Annotated in this window: 14 protein-coding genes; 6 read left to right on the forward strand and 8 right to left on the reverse strand. The window is 62.4% G+C overall.

The annotated features are described in order from the left end of the window. The first annotated feature begins 285 nt into the window (after nt 1–285). From ACIBK2_RS17675 to ACIBK2_RS17700, 6 genes are read left to right on the forward strand one after another with little or no spacing between them, the layout of a single operon-like run. Nucleotides 286–2,265 (forward strand): tetratricopeptide repeat protein, encoded by a 1,980-nt coding sequence (locus ACIBK2_RS17675; RefSeq protein ID WP_396968423.1) that lies wholly within the window; start codon nt 286–288, stop codon nt 2,263–2,265. Further along, entirely contained in the window at nt 2,229–2,735 is a 507-nt protein-coding gene (locus ACIBK2_RS17680; RefSeq protein WP_396968425.1) for a hypothetical protein, read from the forward strand. The genes ACIBK2_RS17675 and ACIBK2_RS17680 overlap by 37 nt, the downstream gene beginning before the upstream one ends. A 10-nt stretch (nt 2,736–2,745) precedes the next feature. Further along, entirely contained in the window at nt 2,746–3,120 is a 375-nt protein-coding gene (locus tag ACIBK2_RS17685) for a hypothetical protein (protein ID WP_396968427.1), read from the forward strand. Then, nucleotides 3,117–3,791 carry a hypothetical protein gene (locus tag ACIBK2_RS17690; protein ID WP_396968428.1) on the forward strand — a complete coding sequence of 225 codons (675 nt, stop codon included), beginning with the start codon at nt 3,117–3,119 and terminating at the stop codon, nt 3,789–3,791. The genes ACIBK2_RS17685 and ACIBK2_RS17690 overlap by 4 nt, the downstream gene beginning before the upstream one ends. 4 nt (nt 3,792–3,795) lie before the next feature. After that, a complete protein-coding gene (locus ACIBK2_RS17695; protein ID WP_396968430.1) occupies nt 3,796–4,812 on the forward strand; it encodes a trypsin-like peptidase domain-containing protein in 1,017 nt (338 codons plus the stop codon). A gap of 12 nt (nt 4,813–4,824) precedes the next feature. Continuing rightward, entirely contained in the window at nt 4,825–7,326 is a 2,502-nt protein-coding gene (locus ACIBK2_RS17700; protein WP_396968432.1) for an effector-associated domain EAD1-containing protein, read from the forward strand. An 832-nt stretch (nt 7,327–8,158) separates the two neighbouring features. Here the strand turns inward: ACIBK2_RS17700 and ACIBK2_RS17705 are convergent. The 8 genes from ACIBK2_RS17705 to ACIBK2_RS17740 form a co-directional block, all read right to left on the reverse strand. Further along, entirely contained in the window at nt 8,159–10,045 is a 1,887-nt protein-coding gene (locus ACIBK2_RS17705; RefSeq protein WP_396968434.1) for a primary-amine oxidase, read from the reverse strand. Next, complete coding sequence (locus tag ACIBK2_RS17710; protein ID WP_396968436.1) at nt 10,042–10,956, reverse strand: 3-oxoacyl-[acyl-carrier-protein] synthase III C-terminal domain-containing protein; 915 nt, start codon at nt 10,954–10,956, stop codon at nt 10,042–10,044. The genes ACIBK2_RS17705 and ACIBK2_RS17710 overlap by 4 nt, the downstream gene beginning before the upstream one ends. After that, nucleotides 10,953–13,457, reverse strand: coding sequence for a class I adenylate-forming enzyme family protein (locus ACIBK2_RS17715; RefSeq protein WP_396968438.1), 2,505 nt, complete (start codon nt 13,455–13,457; stop codon nt 10,953–10,955). Before ACIBK2_RS17715 ends, ACIBK2_RS17710 begins: the two co-directional genes overlap by 4 nt. Next, a complete protein-coding gene (gene nadE, locus ACIBK2_RS17720; RefSeq protein WP_396968440.1) occupies nt 13,441–14,331 on the reverse strand; it encodes an NAD(+) synthase in 891 nt (296 codons plus the stop codon). The genes ACIBK2_RS17715 and nadE overlap by 17 nt, the downstream gene beginning before the upstream one ends. Nucleotides 14,332–14,806: 475 nt before the next feature. Next, the gene (locus tag ACIBK2_RS17725) at nt 14,807–15,994 is read right to left on the reverse strand and encodes a hypothetical protein (RefSeq protein WP_396968442.1); all 1,188 of its coding nucleotides are present in this window, start codon (nt 15,992–15,994) and stop codon (nt 14,807–14,809) included. After that, nucleotides 15,994–16,260 (reverse strand): acyl carrier protein, encoded by a 267-nt coding sequence (locus ACIBK2_RS17730; protein WP_396968444.1) that lies wholly within the window; start codon nt 16,258–16,260, stop codon nt 15,994–15,996. Before ACIBK2_RS17730 ends, ACIBK2_RS17725 begins: the two co-directional genes overlap by 1 nt. Before the next feature lie 24 nt (nt 16,261–16,284). Next, nucleotides 16,285–17,283, reverse strand: coding sequence for a PLP-dependent cysteine synthase family protein (locus ACIBK2_RS17735; protein ID WP_396968446.1), 999 nt, complete (start codon nt 17,281–17,283; stop codon nt 16,285–16,287). Further along, nucleotides 17,280–18,224: a radical SAM protein gene (locus tag ACIBK2_RS17740; protein ID WP_396968448.1), complete on the reverse strand. Its 945-nt coding sequence runs from the start codon at nt 18,222–18,224 to the stop codon at nt 17,280–17,282. Before ACIBK2_RS17740 ends, ACIBK2_RS17735 begins: the two co-directional genes overlap by 4 nt. Nucleotides 18,225–18,424 lie beyond the last annotated feature (200 nt).

Here is an 18,424-nt window from a genome sequence, read left to right on the forward strand (position 1 = left end):
TTCGGTCGGTGCGGAGCGCCTCTCCGAGCTGGTGGTCGGCACAGCATAGCCAGCGGCGCATCGTCCTGTATGGCGATTACCGCGATGCGCGAGCAGGATTCGCCTTGACACCGCACCGGCAGCACGAGCAAGCTGGTCGCGAATACGATACGGCACATCAGGATCTCTCCGCGAAGGCGGCCGCGTTGTCACATATGCATGATTCGCGCGGATCCGCCGATTGCAAACTGGGCGGTCGAATAGATAGTGCGGCATCGGTTTTCGACACCGGCGGGGTCAACTGAAATGGATCTCCGGTCGCTGTGGCGCCAGGGACATCTCGCCGAGACGCCCCGCTTGGCCGACGCCATGCCCGTCCCGGGTGCCTTGTCGCTGCGCTGCCGGTACGAAGCATTGCGAGAGGGTGGGACGGTCGGTCGCGCGGCATCGGAATTCGATGTCTCGGAACAGCTGTGGGAGCGGCAGATCGAATTGTTCGACGCGGGCGACCTGGCGCTCAAACGCAATGACACCGTCACCGCGGCGCAAGCGTTCGAAGACCTCGCCCGGATGCACCACGAGGCACATCATCCGATCGATCGGATCGACGCGTGGATCGGATCAGGGGACGCGCACCGTCAGGCCGAGCGCATCGATGCGGCGATCACCGAGTACTCCCGCGCCTTGACTCAGGCGCGAGCCTGCAAGTATGGATACGGTCAGGTGCGAGCGGGGATTCCGCTGGGCTATCTACATCTTCGCAGTGGGAGCGCCGCTCGCGCGGCGCAGGAATTCGAAATCGCCTCGCGGATAGCGAGAGACAACGATTGGCGTCTCGATATCGCGAATGCGCTGACCGGGCTCGGCGAGGCCTTCGGGCGACTGAGAAATCCGCTGGCGGCCATGAAGTCCTTGCTGGCGGCACTGACGATATTCGAGACACTGCAGTCCGGTGAGGGCGTCACGAATGCCACGGTGCAGCTGGGCGAGCTGTGCCGCCGCCATAGCTGGCTCGCCGAAGCCGCCGGATGGTACGACCAAGCCGTCAGCGGCGCCCGCGCCGGTGGTCTGTCGATCGGTCTCACCAATGCACTCGACGGCCTGGCGGAAGTTCAGCTCGCGCAGGGTGATCGCGCGGCCGCGGTCGCCAACCATCGCGCCGCGCACGAAGCCGCCGGCCCGGCCAATGCGCGCGGCCGCGCACACGCGATCAACGGACTGGCGCGCTGCGCGGTCGACGCCGGTCAGTGGCCGACCGCGATCGAACTGTTCGGCCGAGCCCGCCAGCTGTATCTGTCTGTCGACGATCTCACCGCCGCCGCGACGTCCGAGACCGGCATCGCACGTTGCCAGGAGGCGCTCGGCGATATGGAAGCAGCTGTGCGCCACCGTGTTTCGGCCGTCACCCTGGTGGAGACCATGCGGGCGGCACAGTTCGAGCACGCCCACCAGTCGGAGTACTTCGATCGCTTCGGCACCGCGCACGCGATGGCGCTGCGCACCGCCGTTCGCGCCGGTGACCCCGCGGCGTTCGTGGCGGTGTTCGAATCGATAGCCGGCCGCCGCCTGGCCGGACTGATGACCGCCGCAACCAAGGACACCGCAGATGCGCGCCTGCTGGCCCAACTGCTGCTGGAAGCGAACGCACGGGCTGGGGAACGACGCGAGCGCACCCGGGCACTGGGCGGCCTCGCACTGTCCGGTGCGCTGCCCGAACGGGCAAGGCGATCCTTCGACGACACCGTTGCCGGGCTTTATTCCCCGTTCGATCCGAACGAGACCGAAAACCTCTGGGCACAGACCGATACCGGCGCGGCGCATTTGCTGCTGGTGGTCATGTTGCGCGATCCCGACGAACTGGCCTGGCTCCTGCGCCCGGCGGAGGGGCCGCTGCACATCGGGCTGCACGATCTGCCGCGTTCGACGCGGGAGACGGTCGACACTCTGCACACCGACGGACTGCCGCTGAACGCCCGGCCGGACTTCGTCGCCCCGCTGAACGCGCTGATCTACGAGGAGCTGCTCACACTGCTGCCACGCGATGTACCCATCGTCATCGTCCCGGCCGGACGGCTCTGGGCCGTGCCGTGGACGGCCGTACCACTGCCCGGCGGGGAATTCTTCGGCGAGCGAAATCCATTGTGTCTCAGCCCTTCGCTGACTTCGGTCGCACACACCAGCGGAGGAGGGCGACAACCGGTGGGCCCCGGATCGCCCACTGGACCAGCCCAGTCGTCGACCACCATCGCGTGGCCGCCTACGACGGCCGCGCCGACTTGTCGGTAATGCCGATTGCCGACGCGATCGGCTGTCGCAACGTCATCCTCGCGGCCGAGGGGATCGATTTGGCGGTGGTGGTCGCCCACGGTCGGCCGGTTCGTGAACTGGTGCACTACCTCGAACTCGACGAACACACCGCGCTCACGCCCGCCGACATGCTGCGCGCCGCGCCGCCGCCCGCGTTGATCCTCATTTCCTGTTGGGGCGCACACGCCCCCGCCCGCGGATCCGGGGATCCTATGACCATCGCCACCCTGGCATTGACGCGGGGCGTGCGATCGGTTGCGGCCACGACGTCCGAAATGCTCGACGATCCCGCGAGTGCTGCCTTCGTGAACCAATTCCTCAGCGCCGCAACCGCTCACCCGATACCCCAGGCTCTGCACATCGCGACACGCCGGTGGACGGCACGCCCGGACCTTCGGGGCGGATTCTTGTCGCGCTGGGCACCTCTTGCCGCACTGTGCTCTTGGTGAAAGGAACCCCTTGTCCGGACCCACCGCCGACCTGCCCTACGAGTTCGCCCGCCCCACCGCCTATGAGTGGACGGAGAAGGCGTATGACCTGATGGTCACCGATAATCTGACGGTCACCCTCATCGTTCGCGATGCGATGCGGACCGCGATCGCGAGCGGCGAGTGCCCTCGGTGCACACACGACGTCGGCTTCGTCATGGAACTCGTGGCGCCCATTCCCGCCGATGTCTCCGGACTGGGCGACGAGTCCGGGCCGATCGATCCAGAGTATGTCCCGATCGATGTCCAATGTCGTTGTACGGGAGAGCATCCCGGTCGCCCGTCGAACGAGAGCAAAGGCTGCGGGATACTGTTCCGGGCCGAAGTGCTGCGGGCCGCTCGGTGACCGCCACCCCGCCGCCCTTCCGCAGGCCCGCGCACGGCCCCGCACTCTCGGCGGCGCGTGATATCGCCGAATGGGATGCCCTGGTGGCCGGGAGCCTCGACCGCGCCACCGCCACCGCCGAGAAATGGCGAGCCGGTCTCGCCGGGTTCGTCACCATCATCACCTCCGTGCTGCTGCTCAAGGGACCGGACGCCCAGAAGATCGAACGCCCGTGGAATTTGCTGGTCATCGCCTTGCTGATCATCGGCGTGGCGCTGCTGGTCGCGGGCCTGTGGAAGGCGCTCGCGGCCAGTGCGCCACAGAGCCGTTCGCAGACCTACGCTGCGGTGATCGACCACCACGGAACCGTGCGCGGCTACTTGATCGCCGTCGCGAACACCATCTATCGCTCACTCGACCACGCGAAACTGTTCGTGCTGGCGGCACTGGTGGTGTTCGGGCTCGGCATCACGGCCTGGTGGCTGGTTCCGCAGACGCCGGAGAAGCCCAAGGCCGCACTCGTTTCCGTCACTATGCCCACTGGTGTCAGCAGCTGTGGCACGCTGGTCGACTCCAGCAACGGCACGATCACCGTCCAGCCCGTCGGCGCCGCGGCCGTGTCGATTCTGTTGCGGGACACGGCATCCGTGACCATCGTCGACCGCTGTGCAGCCAACAACGGAGTGGGGTAGACCTATGACCGATCTGCTCGACACGCTGCCGTTCGACTGGGCGCGCCCGGAGGCCGGCGAATTGCTCGACATCCTCGCCCGCACGTATTATCGCGCGAACCCGGTCATCCGGTTCACCACGAAGGCGGGCATATCCCCGGCGGACATCGACTGGGAGCAGCCGATGGCGCAGGTGTGGCACGAATTGCTGACCACGGCGCGCAATCAGAATCGCATCCGGGAACTGCTCGACGCGGCGTCGCGAGACACCGCCATCGCACAACGCGTGCGCGAACTCATCGGGCCCGCACCGATCATCGAAGCACCGGTGGACGCAGCCGCCGAACCGCAGTGGCACGGATTCGACGATTCGGGCGAGCTCGAGGCTCAGCTCTTCGATGAGCCCTCATTGCTGGATGTCGCCTTCCTGGCACGTGGATTCGCGCTCACACCGGCGGTGTGTCGAATGCTGGTGACGAATCGGACGGGGGGCCGGCGCGTCGGGACAGCTTTCCGGATCGGCCCCGATCTGCTGCTGACCAACCACCACGTCCTGTTCGACCACAAGCCGCCCGGCATGCCTGCGGTCATCGCGGCCGAAGCCTGGTTTCATTACGAACTCGGACTCGACGGGCTGCCGCGCACCCACGACAGGGTCGCGTGTGCACCGGAGACAATAGTCGGTGACCCCCGGCATGATTGGGCGGTCATTCGGGTCGGCCAACCGCTGCCTGAGGACATTCCGATGATCGAACTGGACGCGGCCGCGACGGTCGGCATCAACGACCGAGTCAACATCATCCAGCACCCGAGCGGTGAAAGGAAAAAGATCGGCGTGCACCACAACCTGGTTCGGCACGTCGACGACGACGTCATCCAGTACTGGACCGATACCGAATCCGGGTCCTCGGGATCGCCGGTATTCGACAACGAATGGCGGCTCGTCGCACTGCACCATCGCCACGTGAAGGAACGCGGTCGCAACCAGGGCATTCGCATCTCTCGAGTGATCGCGGGCCTCGAAGCCGCAGGCCTCCGATAATCCGTCGCCGACATGAACGACATATCGGTGTCATTCCTCGATCGGTGCCCTTTCGACGCCGCGGATCCCGCCGCGCGAAAATTGCTCCGGACCCTGGGCGAGGCCTACCCCATGTCCCGGGACGCACAACGACTCCTCGCGAGCGTCGGAATTCCACCGCAGAATATCGATTTCGGCCATCCCATGACCGACGTGTGGTTGTCCATCTGCCAGCAGGCTGCTGACCGGAACCTCCTTCGTAAGCTCGTTGTCTGCGCGGCCGACGATCCGAGGGCGTCCGCCTACACGGTATTTCAGAGTTTGGCGGAGATTCCCTACGTTCCGCCGACATACACGAGCCCTGAGGAATCCTCCTCCTCTGGATACCAGAGCGCAACTCTTGGGACCGCAGTGGTCACCGCGATCATATTAGCGATTGGTGGCGCCGCAACCTGGTCCAGAATTCCGTACGCGGCCGGTTTCTGGCTTTATCTCGTCAGCTTCCTACTCTTCTTCGGATGCGCTCTCTATGTGATAGCGACAGTGCGGGGCCGGGCCGCCTCGTTGGGCGAGGAAGACCTGTTCGAACGCCTGCTGGAACTACGGCGCGCCGTCACCGATCAGTGGGTCGGTGAAGAAAAGATCAGAAAAGTGCAGGAGCCGCGACCGCTCAACGTTTCGTGGCGAGGTGTGCCTGAACTCATGGAATGGAGCGACCAGCCTGATATCGCAGGAGATCTCCGACTCGACGGCGAGCTGGCGACCATCGCTGATTCCTACGATGCTGTTCCTGGTGGCCGATTGATATTGTTGGGAGCTCCGGGATCCGGTAAAACTATTCTAGCCATGCGGCTGTTACTCGATCTGATAGACGAGGATCGATGGCAGCGTGGCAAGCCGATTCCCGTATTGTTTTCGGCCGCATCCTGGGACATCGAGAATATGCCGAATTTCGATGATTGGCTCGAACATCAACTGGAGCGCAATTATCCAGGATTGAATCAGGCGGCCGGTAGAAAATTGGGCATCGCGCGGGCGTTCCTCGACCGGAGAGATATCCTTCCTGTCATAGACGGCTTCGATGAAATGCCCGCCACGGCTCGGCAGAAATTCGTTGCAATACTCAACGATGACGTGCGACGGCCGTTCGTGCTGACGAGCAGAATCGATGAATTTCGCGAATATTTCGGCGACGAATACCTCAGATGCGCCGGTGTCGTCCAGCTCGAGCCGCTGGAGTTCGATGATGTGACTGACTACCTACCAACCATTTCCACCGCAGACAGCACCGCGTGGAATGAGTTCGCGAGCAGGGTCGATGACGACGCGAGCGTTGCATCTTCGATACGACAGGCCTTCGCCACTCCGCTGATGGTGTACTTGGCTCGAACACTCTATACGGACGCAGGCGAGCGCGTGCCCATGGAATTGCTCGAACATGATCGATTCCCGTCCAGTAATTCTATCTGCGGTTACCTCTTCGACGGATTTCTCGATACGACCTATCGGAATTCCCCGTATCGTGTCGACGATGCGAGGAAGTGGCTGACGTTCCTCGCACGAAACCTCGATAATGGTCTGGACATAGCTTGGTGGAAGTTGGCAGATGTCGTTCCCCGGCATTGGCGCGCCGGTGTTCTCGGAGCTCTCGGCGGAGTCCTCGGGATGGTCTTCAGCCTGGCACTGATCTTGGCCGGATTCGGCAGTCCGACCTTTCTTGCCGTAAGCGTGATCGTCGGCGTGGTCGTCGGCACCGCAATCGGACTGTTCCCGGGCATGCCGCCGCTTCGAGTGAGCTGGAAGGTGCCGGTGACCTGGAAGGAATCGATCACCAGCCCGATGTGGGTGACGATTTGCGTATCGTTCAGCTGGCCATTCGTACAGCATTATCACAACTGGTGGCCATTGCTGCCGGGTGCGGCACTCGGCGGTATCGCACCCGGCCTCGTTGTGAGTTACCTCCGCCGTGATTCGCCGAAACCGGAACCGAAGTCGGTGTGGGCGGAGGTTCGCGACTCAAGCGCGGCATGCACCGCGGGCGGGCTGGTCGTGGTCGCCGTCGGCACACTCACCACTTCTCCCCGAGGTTCGTTGACATCCTGGATCCTCATCGCCCTGGCTTTCGCATTCTTCATGAGCATATCGTATATTCCAGCAGCACCCACCTCGATCGAAAAAGCGAATTCCATGGTGCCGATGATCCGCGATAATCGCGTATACAACCTGTTTTTCATAGTATCCGTCAGCATCGCCTACAGTGTCATGTTAAGCTTTGTGATCGGCAATATGGCCGGCATCGTCGGCGGCGTGGCGGTCGGCCTCATATTCGGCACCGCGACGAACATGTGGGGTCGTTGGTTCATATTCTGCCGATGCTTCCTCCCTATCACAGGTAGCCTCCCATGGCGCATTGTCGGGTTTCTCACCGACGCACACCAGCGTGGCGTCCTACGTCAAGTTGGTCCGGCTTATCAATTCAGACACGACCTATTGCGCAAGAGAATTGTTGGTGAAATTAGCGGCGGCCACGAGTAATAGGAGAAGCGCTGAGCGCCGTACGCCGAGTGTGTGCGGCGGTACTTGAAACTCACCCCGGCTGTCGTCGTCGGGGCGCTTTTCGCTACGCCTGTTGACTACTGCTGTAAGATCCCGGCCGACCACCTCGTTCCCGCCGCTGAGCGTGGTCCGTTACCCGGCGTCCTCGCCCGCAGCCAGATTCTCGCGAGCGACTTGTCTTCGTCCACGGCACCAACCTGCACCGTCCACCTATTGTCAGGTCACTCGGTAGACATCGCACCAGCTTGGGCGCAGATCGCGGGCTGGAAGCCATAGCCCCGCGAACGCGGAGCCCTATTCCCGCACATCGCGGCGTCGATCTCCAGTCGAGTAATCACGCCGCGGTCCAACAGATAATGAAACCCCGAGAGTTCCTCCATCACAGCGGCCACAGCCCGACGCTGCTCTGGATCCGAAATGCCAGTCATCTCGAAGCAATGCGTCGTCGACAACGGGAACAGCGCTGTTCCGGCGTGACGGCTGCGCTGACACGCATCCAACAGTTCGGGGTATCCCGAGGGACCCGTCCCCTGGGACGCCCGAGCCAGGTTGATGAAGTGATTGAGATCGAGGTAAACCAGTGCAGGAGGTCGTTTGGGTAACGCAAGGTGGGGCGAGAAGATTACGCTGGCACTGCTCGTAGACGCAGTGCCTGGCTCAAACGGCGGGGAGTCAGTCTCCATATTGAGAGCCTATGGGACCGCCAGACCATTCCATTGGTTAATGCGATAGCCGGTACCACGGCCGAGGCGTCGCCCAAGCAAGCTCAGAAACGGCCGATTTGCTAAAGCGAACTTGTGCAGTCGGAGGTTCACTTGTTCGGCGCGGCGAGGTCGAGTGCGGGATTCCTGTCGAAGAAGCCCGATGGCTTCAGCGTGAAACCGATGTAATCGCAAGGCATCACCGGGAAATCCTCGGGCCGAGCGAAGTGTGTACTACCAGCGGTGTGCCAGAGCACAATGTCTGTGTCGACCAGTTCGCGGTCAGCCACTACCCATCGAGGCAGGCCGTCGCCACCCGCGTGCTGGTTGGGAAAGTCGCCTGCCGGCCGCCGCTCGTTTCGGTCGAACGCAGTCACCCAGAGGTGGCGCGTGGCGAATCCTGCTCGTCGACTAACCGGCGACTCAGGTTGAGCGAGCAATGCAGCTGCATGGGTGGGTATCAGTCGGTATCCCACCGGCTCGCCACAAACATTGCGACTGCTCTGATTCGTCACAAGCCAGCTACGGGCGCGCTCCGGCGCGGCGAATCGCGCGGCACCCGATTCCCGGTCCAGCCGCGTTCGTCGCTCGACAAAAGCAGTGCCATAGGGGTTTCCTTCGCTGAAAGGTTCAGCGACGGCGTCGACTTCGTACACCGTGTTGTTCGGACCGTCGAGGAAGAAGTCCATACGAAAGCCGAACAGGTGTTGATGATGTGGGCCAGCAAGCCCCGGCGCCACCGGGTTGGCGTAGCGCGGCCGAGCATCGGGCGCGCTCGCCTGAGTGAGGATGACACCGGTCAGCTTGACCTCGGCTTGAATCGTCCCGTCGAGGTAGAAATACCAGAAGAATCCGTAGTCGTAATTGCCGACTGTCGAGAAGGCGGACAACACCAAACGCCGGGAACGACGTACCTCGGTTACCCCTGTCACAACATCTTTGTGCCGCCACAAGACACCGTAGTCCTCTTCGTGCAGACAGATCGCCCGCGCCATTGTGTAGATGCTTCCGTCCTCGTCGAGCATGTCGACATCGACGTAGGTGATCTCACCCAGACAATCGCACCCGAGCTCCAGACTGGCAGCGGCCTTACCGAGCCCGCACTCCCCTATGTCGAAGGCGTTCTTCCACCAGTGATTGATACTCGTCGAGCTGTATGGGACAACCATTTCTGCCACGCTCGCGCGATAGATTATCGGACGTTTCCTGCCCGCATCATCGTATCGAATGTCGTGCAGCACTAGCCCTTCCAGCGGATGCATAGAGACCCGGAGCCGCCAAGGACCCCATCGGACGTGCCCGTCGGACACATCGAAACCGACCCCGGACGGCTGGGTAATCCTGAGCGGGGCCAGGTGGCGGACGGAACCGGTACCGTCATATCGGCCGGGATCGGCTGGCAGCGGTATCGCCTCTCCATCAAGGAGTTCCACGATCTCGCCCGTGTCTCGATCGATGACCGCCACCAGGTTCTCTATGGGCCGGGTATACGGATTATCGCCCGGGCGCTCGACAACGTAGGCCACACCACGACCCAGTCGGCGCCCGGTTCGGTCGAGATCAGTACCAAAGTTGCCGGCCGGCCACGGTTCGACGCGCACCGTGTCGAGATCCGTCACGCCGCGGCGGAGCAGGGCTTCTTGAAAATTGGGATCTCGCTTGATTGCGGCAGCATCGTTGAACCATTCCGCATTGAGGATCTGCGCTTCCCCCCTACTGACTAGTTCGACGTGTACGACCTTCTGGTCGGTCAGCGAGACAGTAACCAGTTTCGTCTGGCGCTCTTTTCGGTCATAGATGGCGCACAGTGCCCTGCGCTCGAGCGGCGTTGCTATCGTGTCGAGTTCGAGCACTTGCTGCTTAGTCGGCTCATCGAGCGCGCACCACACGAACAGTCCGTCCATGGCCACCGCCTCAGCACGACGCACAATAGCTACCGTGTCCCGCAGTTCTGTGGCTGTCAGCGGCGCCAACGGATGGCGATCGTGCGCAGTCATGACACCCGAACAAGGGTGCAACCGCGGGCCCCACCGAAGCCTTGGCTGACCAAAGCCGCGACGTCGCCGGAGCTCAGTCGGCCGTCGTCGATCGCTGCGATCATATGCACGACAACATCATTGGAGTTCAGATGACCCGTCTCGCTGATCCCCTGGTCGAGAATTCGGTCGCGGGGAAACTGGCAGAGTTGCGCGATCATGTCCCAGATTGTCCGGTAAGGGGTGTGTGGCACGATCGCGCTCAGATCGCTCCACGTCAGGTCAGCCTTTGCCAGCGCGTCGGTGATTGTCTGCCGGATCGCGGTCGGGTTCTCCGCACGGAAGCGCGCGATGTCATCAGCGGACGATGCGGCCCCGTCGGCCGCAACCACGTGCCACGACGAAGACGTCGCCAAGATATCACCGAGCACCGACACGCCACCAAACATCATCCCCACCACCGCATCCCCCATCGCCGATCCGAAAAAGAAACGGGCGTCATGATTCTCGGCCACATCGCCACCGAGTAGCAGGACCGTTCCGTCGGGTTTGCGACGCCAAAGTCTAGCGGCCAACTCCACTCCGAGATGGATTACGCTGCACGGCCGCCCCGAGAGCAACAATGGCGCTTGCTCGAGAGATGGAATCGCGTCCTTCAGCAAATCGACCAAGTGTCCGCAGACCGTATCGTCGAGCTCAAGAGAATGCGCGAATACCACAGCCCGGCAGTCGGTTTGCGCTAAACGCTCAACTACTTCGCGAATGAGACTGGCTAAATCCGACTTCGCAATCGGCACCGCGCGCAGACCGCCGTCTCGCAGCTTGCGGCGTTCGGCCTCGGGCAAGCCGACATCGAACGCGAGAGCTTGGACATCACACATCGAGGTGGCAGCCGCGGCCGCCGCCGCTTGGAGTGGTACAGCGCCGGTCATGTGAGGTTCGCCTTCTGCTTGACGGCAAGTTCGGTGAGGTGGTCTTCGATGTCGGCGGCGATCCGTAGTTGGTTGGTCATCGACTCACCGGTCAGCAGGCGTCCGTGCGCAAGCGCGAGGGCCTCGACCTGCCGATTCCACAATTCCGATAGTCCTCGCCACCGATTCGAGTCCGGGAGCAAAGTCGATGCCAGCCCAGCGAACCGGCCCGCCAAACGGGCACGGACTGCGGCTGCGGGCAGCAGCAAACTCAGGGCCCTCTGACCACTGGGGGCAAGATCGAGCGCAGCCAAAGTACGATAGGCCGCTGCGCCACCGTCCACCGCGCGGGACGCACTTTCCAGATTGCTGATGGCGGCGTCGGCAATGCGAGCAACGATGCTCATCGGTTCCAGCGCGGCGCGGCCAGGGTGGACTCGCCTCAGCATGAAGCTGCCGCGACCTTCTGGAACGTGCTCGGCTGACCAAGCACGCACCAATTCATCCCGATCGATCTCGACCTGTGTGTAGCCCTCGGGGTCGATCAATACAATTGCGCCGCGGACAGTGCAACCAACGGCGACAACGTAATGATCGCAGCCACACAATGTCTCGGCCAGGCCGTGATAAGTGAGCCATCCCAGATCCAGCGGACCGAGTAAGACAGGCCCCGTACCGAGCCACTCGACCAGTTCCGTGGTTGCTGGATCCCCGTCTTCGTGCCAATGGACCTCGGTATGAAATCCGTATGTCTCGCCAGCCCGATCCAGGCCGATATCTGGGTCGAGCCATGGCGTCAGAAGCCGGTTCATATCTGCCGGTCGGCTCCTGGTGCCGAACGGAACCGTCGTGGCCAGCTCGAACAACGCCGGGTCCGCCAGCCGCTCAGGCAAGCGATAAGCGCTCAAGAACGCCTGGGTGTGACAGTTGATCAGGTTACTCGAGCGTGGGAACGTGGACGCGGCAACCAGTATCCCGACTGAAGGCTCGGCCGCATCGATCTGATCGGAGCTGCACTGCCCGTTCGATGCTTGCAGTGACACGCGATCGATCTTGCCGTGCAGCGTGCGAGGTAGCTCCACCGAACTGATCTCGATTTCAGGAATCGCCCAGGCCGGTAACAAGGCACGCAGAGCGCGAACGAGTGTGTCGTGTCCGGTCGCTGACTGGATACCCGCGCACAGCCGCACTCGAAGCATCGGCGTCTGGCCACGTGTTCGGTCTGGCCTGCCGTAGGCACCGGACTCGATGACGACGCCGGAAAGAGCTGCTGCACTCTCGATTTCAGCAGGATCGACCCGATAGCCAGAAGTCTTGATTAGGTCGTGGCTACGACCCGCCCAGTGCAGCCAACCCTGCCGATCCATTCGCAGCCGATCCTCGGTGCGGAGCACTCGGTGCCCGTTGCGGCGATCAACAACGAAGCGCCGCGCCGTGGCGGATTCATCTGCCAGGTAGCCGAGAGTGAGATGCGGGCCGCTCACGACAAGCTCGCCGGCTTCGCCAAAAGCTGTGTGGACGCCGCCAGTGTCGAGGATCGCGACGTCGGTACCCGGGAGCGGGCGCCCTACCGCGCCAGCTGGACGCACAGCATGCAGCGGTGTGATAGCCACGCGTTTGCATTCCGACAAGCCGTACATCGGCGTGATGACCGCGTTGGGAAACGCGGCCGCCGCAGCCTGAGCATCCGCCTCGGTGAGAACGTCGCCCGTCGTAGTGACGAGCCGTATGGACGAACGGTCCACCCTGTCGATGAATGGTGAATTGACGATGGCTCGCAGCATGGTAGGCACCAAGGGCAGGATGGTCGCGCCCGCGCGGGCAACCGCCGCCAATACATTCGCCACTGTGCCGAGTTGGGGATCGACGATCACCGTGCAGCCGCTACGGAACGCCAGGAACAGCTGGTACAGGCCGTAGTCGAAGCACAATGGCGAGATCACCGGAACGACATCGTCATTTCGATATCCCAGATTGCACTGGATCAGCCCGGCCGCCATTGCTACTTGTAGATGCGGGGCCGCGATCACCCGTGGTCGCCCAGTTGTGCCGGAAGTCGGCACGCACAAGGCGATCGCAAGGTTTGGCCGAGACGACGGCGGCGCCCAGAGTTGACCCGCCGGCCCGCACGGCTCGGGATCAACCCGGAGTCCGCTGTCATGAACCTTGATCTGCGCGATCGGTCGAGGCCAGCCAATTCCGGTGTCAGCGGCTTGGATCGGCATCTCCGGATGAACCACTAGCAAAGCGTGCCGACTACGCAGCACACCGACAACGGCAACGATCGCAGCCAGGCAATTGGGTTCCTGAAGCAGGACCAATCCACGTCCTGACAGCTCGTCGAGTTCGGCCGCGAGACTATCGGCGCTGCGGTCCAATTCGCCGGCCATCAGCACTCCGCCGTGAAGATCGACACCGACAACGCTATCCGGATCGACCTGCGCTCGGCCCCGGAGTGGCTCGGTGACTCTCACATTTCCCAGATCAATATTGCCGGACGCCTCGTCAAATTCTCGGGGCACTATCGCTACTCGGGCGCGACAGCGTGACCCCTGTCGGACGGCCTTTGAACCGCGCGCTTCGCTTTACCACCAGCTCGACCTTTGCGATCAGGTCGGGCGGCAACGATGCCTCGCCGACATTGCCTCCCACACTCAGAATCAGTAGCAACTCGTCGAGGGCGGTCTCGTCCAACTTGCGGCTGAATTCGTCGGCCTGCGCCACCTCGCCGTCACTGAATTCACGCTCCCGTTGGATCGGCCCCTCATTGACCAACCAGAAACCGAGGTCCTCGCGATCGGTCTGATCTACCCAGAAGCCAGCCGAGGGCGGCTGACCCAACACCGACTCTGAGGTTCCTACCGCAGCCGCGATCAACCGCACCTCGGTCTTGTACAGATGAGCTATAGGACCGATATGCCAGATGCCGTCGCCGAACGGCAGGAAGAACCCCAGCTCGGATTCTGTGCGGTTGCCGGTACCGATCACAACGTAACCGCGGTCCTGGTAGGTGGATGTCAAGACGGTCCGCAACGAACACTTCATCCGCGCCGGGTCGAGCAGACCGAGCGGATCGAACACCTCTTGCTGATCCGCGACCGCCAGCCGATAGAGCACCTCGAGCGGCAAACCACGCAAATCGATTTCAACCAGCTCGACACCCAACTGTGTGGCGAGGCAGCGCGCCTGCTCAAGATGAATCGGGCTCATATCGTCTTGGATAACTGTCAACATCTTCACCCGCGACACCCCGAGTGCGCGGACCGTAAGGCGCGCGACGACATCTGAGTCGAGACCGCCGGAGACAAACACAAGTCCGCGGTCGTCGCCGACACCAGACCGGATGAGATCGATCAAGCGGGCGACTTCCTCATCGATGTCGCTGACCTGCAGCATTTTCCACAATTTCTTACTCCATCACGCGTAAAGCTTGCGGTGATCATCGGAGGCGGCCTGTGCCACCAGATCAAGGAATCCGTTGCCGAGCGGCCCCGGTGGTGCCGCGTCCGGGCGCGGGAGACATCGCCGTCTTGGACCGGCGCCCCGCCACAGAACGGCGCTCCCCACGTTCACCGAGCCCGTCGCGCCAACCGCGATCAGCAATGCGCATCGGTCGAGCGGCAGTTCCGAGGTGAGGAGATCGAGTGCGTCCCATGCATTCTCAGCATCTCGGGTCCAGCACGCCACTGGCTCGGCACGAACCAGCCCTAAGGCGCGCAATAGCCGATAGGTACTGGTCGAGCTCGGGCGAGCGACGCCGGCTCTGCCATCGATCACCATGACCGGCTCAGGCTCATCAGCCAACCGAGTGTGAAGCAGCTCAGCGATCCGGGATTCTCCGGGTAACTCATCGATACGATGCACCCCAACGCTACTGGCCCACATCGACAGTCACCCCCTTGGCTGGATACGACGCAAATGCACGATGTATCGCCGGCTCCAGCCGCGGTCGCCGGGCCCGCCATACAGATTCCAGACCGAGAGATCTCGCAAGATGGTCATAGTGGTCGACGATGCAGGCTGCAATCTGTGGTCCGCTGGTGGGCGGTTGCGCCAATGCAGGCGGCGGAGCGCACGCGCACCGAGCGTCGTTCAGGTCAGCGACTATGCCGAAATCCATTGTCGCCCGGTAACGATCAAGTTCGCCGATCAGCCGATCGTGGCATGTCGGACAGCCGCTGGGCGACACCGATATCTTCTTCGAAGTGTCGTAATAGCTCTTGTACCAGGCGATTTCGGTGCGTCGCCCGAGCTCGGGACCAAGCCCAAACAACGCCTCAACCAAGTCCCATAGGGAGACCGGTTGGTAGCGGCCGTGATCACTGAGCAGCGCCAGTAGCGTGTACGGCTTGATGTGCAGCGGGAACAGCACGGCGGTGTCCGCACCGTGATCAAGCGCCCAACGCACCGTGTTCACTGCGTCATGAACTGCGGTGGCCCGATCGAGAAACGCGGTACCAAGACTGACGTTCGCATACATGTCAGCCCCGCAAGCGTGCACAGCGCGTGCGGCAGTGGTGAACGCAGCTACATCACTGCCCTTGTTCACGCAATAGGCAAGCACGGAGTCGAACGCGGACTCCAGCCCAACCTCCACCCCCAGCTGGATACCAGGAAGTGCTGCCCGCATCTGGTTCAGGCGTTCGGACCCGACCGTCTCTGCGCGAGTCTCGACGAGGAACCGACCCGGCGTAGCCGTTGCAGCCAAGGCATACACCGGAGCCAGTGCCGTAGTGGGGACCTCACCTGGATCCCACATCCCCCCGGACGGCGATATCATCAACTCGTCGGGAGGCTGCTCCAGCTCATCGAGCGCAGCCCGAACAGCATCGGTGATGTCGGCCGAAGTCACGGCGCTGCCGAAGCCGTAGTTGCACATCGTGCAGCCGCCGGCGTGGTCCCAGGTGCATCCACCTGTACGGAACCAAATTTCAACGTAATTCCCAGCGGGGACGTGCTCGAGGCGCGTGTAGAACGGCTGGTCCGCGGGAAGGATTGGCCGACCGACCCGGATCGCCCTCATGACCGCTCCCAGGAAGGGATTCGTATCGCTCAACATCAGTTGTCCTTGGCTGCGAGATAGTCGATATAGGCCGCGAGATGGGCCGTGGTCTGAAATGCCTCGACCAACTGCTCGTCGAACGGATCGAATACGACGTGAAAGTGCTCCTCCACGGCAACCTGCAGCTCGACCAAGTGGACGGAATCGAGCCCGAGATCGCTACGGAGGTCTGCGGTCTGGGTGGGGTGACGGTTCCAATCGAAACGGTCCTGGACGATCGAAAGGACCCGCTGTTCGGTCGCGGATACCGGCGTCGACGTCATCAGCGTGCGCTCCTAACGTACTGGTTACTGGGACATTCCGAACGGCGCAATCTGGATCTGGGAGGTATCGCCGACCTGAAATCCACTGGTAGCCAACGCTCGCAACGCAGGATGAAAGGAGCGTCCGCGGTCAGGCGCGATCACGACAACTTGCTCGTCGTACTCTGCGGCCAGCATCGCTGCGACCGAAACCGCCGCACCGGTCGTCGCGCCTACCTCGAGCCCGAATCGGTGCAGTAGATGTTGGGTCCAGGCCGCCGCGATCCCATCAGGGACTTTGGCAAACAGGTCCACCAGATCACGGTGCCGCGCAACAATTTCCCCCATTCCGCGCATGCCGGACCCAGCCGGGAGGTAGTCGCCCTCCTCGCCGCCGGAGATGGTGGAACCCACTGGTTCGACACCCACGATCAGCGGAGCGCGGCTGTAGCCGCGCAACGCCGCACTGATCCCGCACAGTGTGCCGCCCGTACCGACCGAGGCGACTACGGCATCGACGGCACCGTTCATCACCTTCCAGATCTCCGGCCCAGTGGTCTGTTCATGGGCGTACATGCCCTGCTCGTTGTCGTATTGGTTCAACCACAACCAATCTGTTTGACTGCCTAGTTCTTTGGCGAGCGCGATGCGGCTTTCCCGAAAAGTCATGCCAGGCAGACACCGCTCGACCACGCGCACCGCCGCACCGGTTCGGCGAACATCCGCTATGCGTCGACTCGGCAGCGAAGCATCCATGACCAGCGTCACCGGCACCTTCAGCTGCCGGCCCAGACGAGCAAGAGCGATACCGAGATTGCCTGATGTGCTCTCTACGACTCGCACACAGTCTCCGACTTCGGCACCGGCCCAAGCCAGCAAGTAGGCCGCGGTCCGGTCTTTCACGCTACCGAAAGGATTGGTGTACTCGGCCTTGAGCCACACCGCTCCACGAGCAGCGATGTCCGGCAGCCTGATCAATGGCGTGTTTCCGATGTTGAACGCGCTCATCAAATTACGTCCAGCCGGAGCGACATCCACGTTCATCGATCACACCGCAGCTGGACGCGACTGATGCAGTCTCCGTCGTCGCTGAGACCACCGCTGACCGCAGACGCTTCCAGCTGGTCGAAGAAGTCCGGCGCTGTCGTGTGGGTGAAGATGTCAGGCGCGCCGTGCGCCGTAACTTTCCATGGACTGATGCCAACCGTACCGTCGTAGTTGACTGTGCAGTTCGCCACCGCCGGAAGCCAGCGCACCTTGATCCCCGCCTCCGCAAGCGCTCCCTCCCGACCCTGCACCGCGGCCATACGGCGCCGAGCAAGATTGAGAGTCACCACCTTCAGGCCTGCCGGGCGCGGAAGCGCGGTGAAATCGTCGAGCAAGCAATCAACGTCCTCCGCGGATGCGCTGAACAACGCATCCTGACCTATTCCTCGACCAGACGCTTGGTACTCGAACAGCGACAATCGCGCAACTTCATTCGCCTCCGCCCAGACAAATATCTCGCCGAGTCGCCGAATATTGCGGCGATACAGCGTCATACGCACCGTATGTGGGATCCCCTGCGAACGCAGCTTCGTGCAGGTATCGAGAACTGGAGCAACGTTGACGCCCCGCAACTCCTGCTGCAAGTCGTCGGTGTGGCCGTCTATCGATACTCGAAGGTCACCGAGTGCGGCCAACACCGTAGTAGATGCCAGCATACGCACCGTACCGTTGGTGGTAACCGTAATTCGACTCAGTACAGCGGCATCGAGCGTCGAAAGCATCTTGCCTAAGCCGGCACGCATAAACGGTTCACCGCCTTCGAGGGAAATGTCCGCGTCGAAGCGTTCACAAAGTCCGTTCAGCACCCTCGAAACCTCGGCCAGCGACAACACATTATCTGGCTGGCGGCCGCGTTCCAACGCGTCATAGTAACAGTGCGGACACGATAGGTTACATCGCGGTGTCACATAGAGGTGAACATCGAGTGGGATGGCCATATTGCCCCCAGATCAGAAAATTGCAGACCTGAATAGTAACGCAGATCTTGCCGACTGGTCTGTACGTCGGTCGAATGACACTGCGGCCACACGAAACAGGGCAAGCTAGTGCCTCGTCAAGCAACCTTCGGTAGGTAATCAGGTAACCGGATCTTGGAGTTGACGGCGAACTCGCGTTTGGGCTGGGCGTGCTGGTTGTG

Origin of the sequence: Nocardia sp. NPDC050175 (genome assembly GCF_044459885.1) — a bacterium.
Lineage (GTDB): Bacteria > Actinomycetota > Actinomycetes > Mycobacteriales > Mycobacteriaceae > Nocardia.

Bases quoted from the DNA above. Each gene is read 5' to 3' on its own strand.
- ACIBK2_RS17675 (WP_396968423.1), top strand. From the start codon at position 286: ATGGATCTCCGGTCGCTGTGGCGCCAGGGACATCTCGCCGAGACGCCC.
- ACIBK2_RS17695 (WP_396968430.1), top strand. From the start codon at position 3,796: ATGACCGATCTGCTCGACACGCTGCCGTTCGACTGGGCGCGCCCGGAG.
- ACIBK2_RS17700 (WP_396968432.1), top strand. From the start codon at position 4,825: ATGAACGACATATCGGTGTCATTCCTCGATCGGTGCCCTTTCGACGCC.
- ACIBK2_RS17705 (WP_396968434.1), bottom strand. From the start codon at position 10,045: ATGACTGCGCACGATCGCCATCCGTTGGCGCCGCTGACAGCCACAGAA.
- ACIBK2_RS17710 (WP_396968436.1), bottom strand. From the start codon at position 10,956: ATGACCGGCGCTGTACCACTCCAAGCGGCGGCGGCCGCGGCTGCCACC.
- nadE (WP_396968440.1), bottom strand. From the start codon at position 14,331: ATGCTGCAGGTCAGCGACATCGATGAGGAAGTCGCCCGCTTGATCGAT.
- ACIBK2_RS17725 (WP_396968442.1), bottom strand. From the start codon at position 15,994: ATGTTGAGCGATACGAATCCCTTCCTGGGAGCGGTCATGAGGGCGATC.
- ACIBK2_RS17730 (WP_396968444.1), bottom strand. From the start codon at position 16,260: ATGACGTCGACGCCGGTATCCGCGACCGAACAGCGGGTCCTTTCGATC.
- ACIBK2_RS17735 (WP_396968446.1), bottom strand. From the start codon at position 17,283: ATGAACGTGGATGTCGCTCCGGCTGGACGTAATTTGATGAGCGCGTTC.
- ACIBK2_RS17740 (WP_396968448.1), bottom strand. From the start codon at position 18,224: ATGGCCATCCCACTCGATGTTCACCTCTATGTGACACCGCGATGTAAC.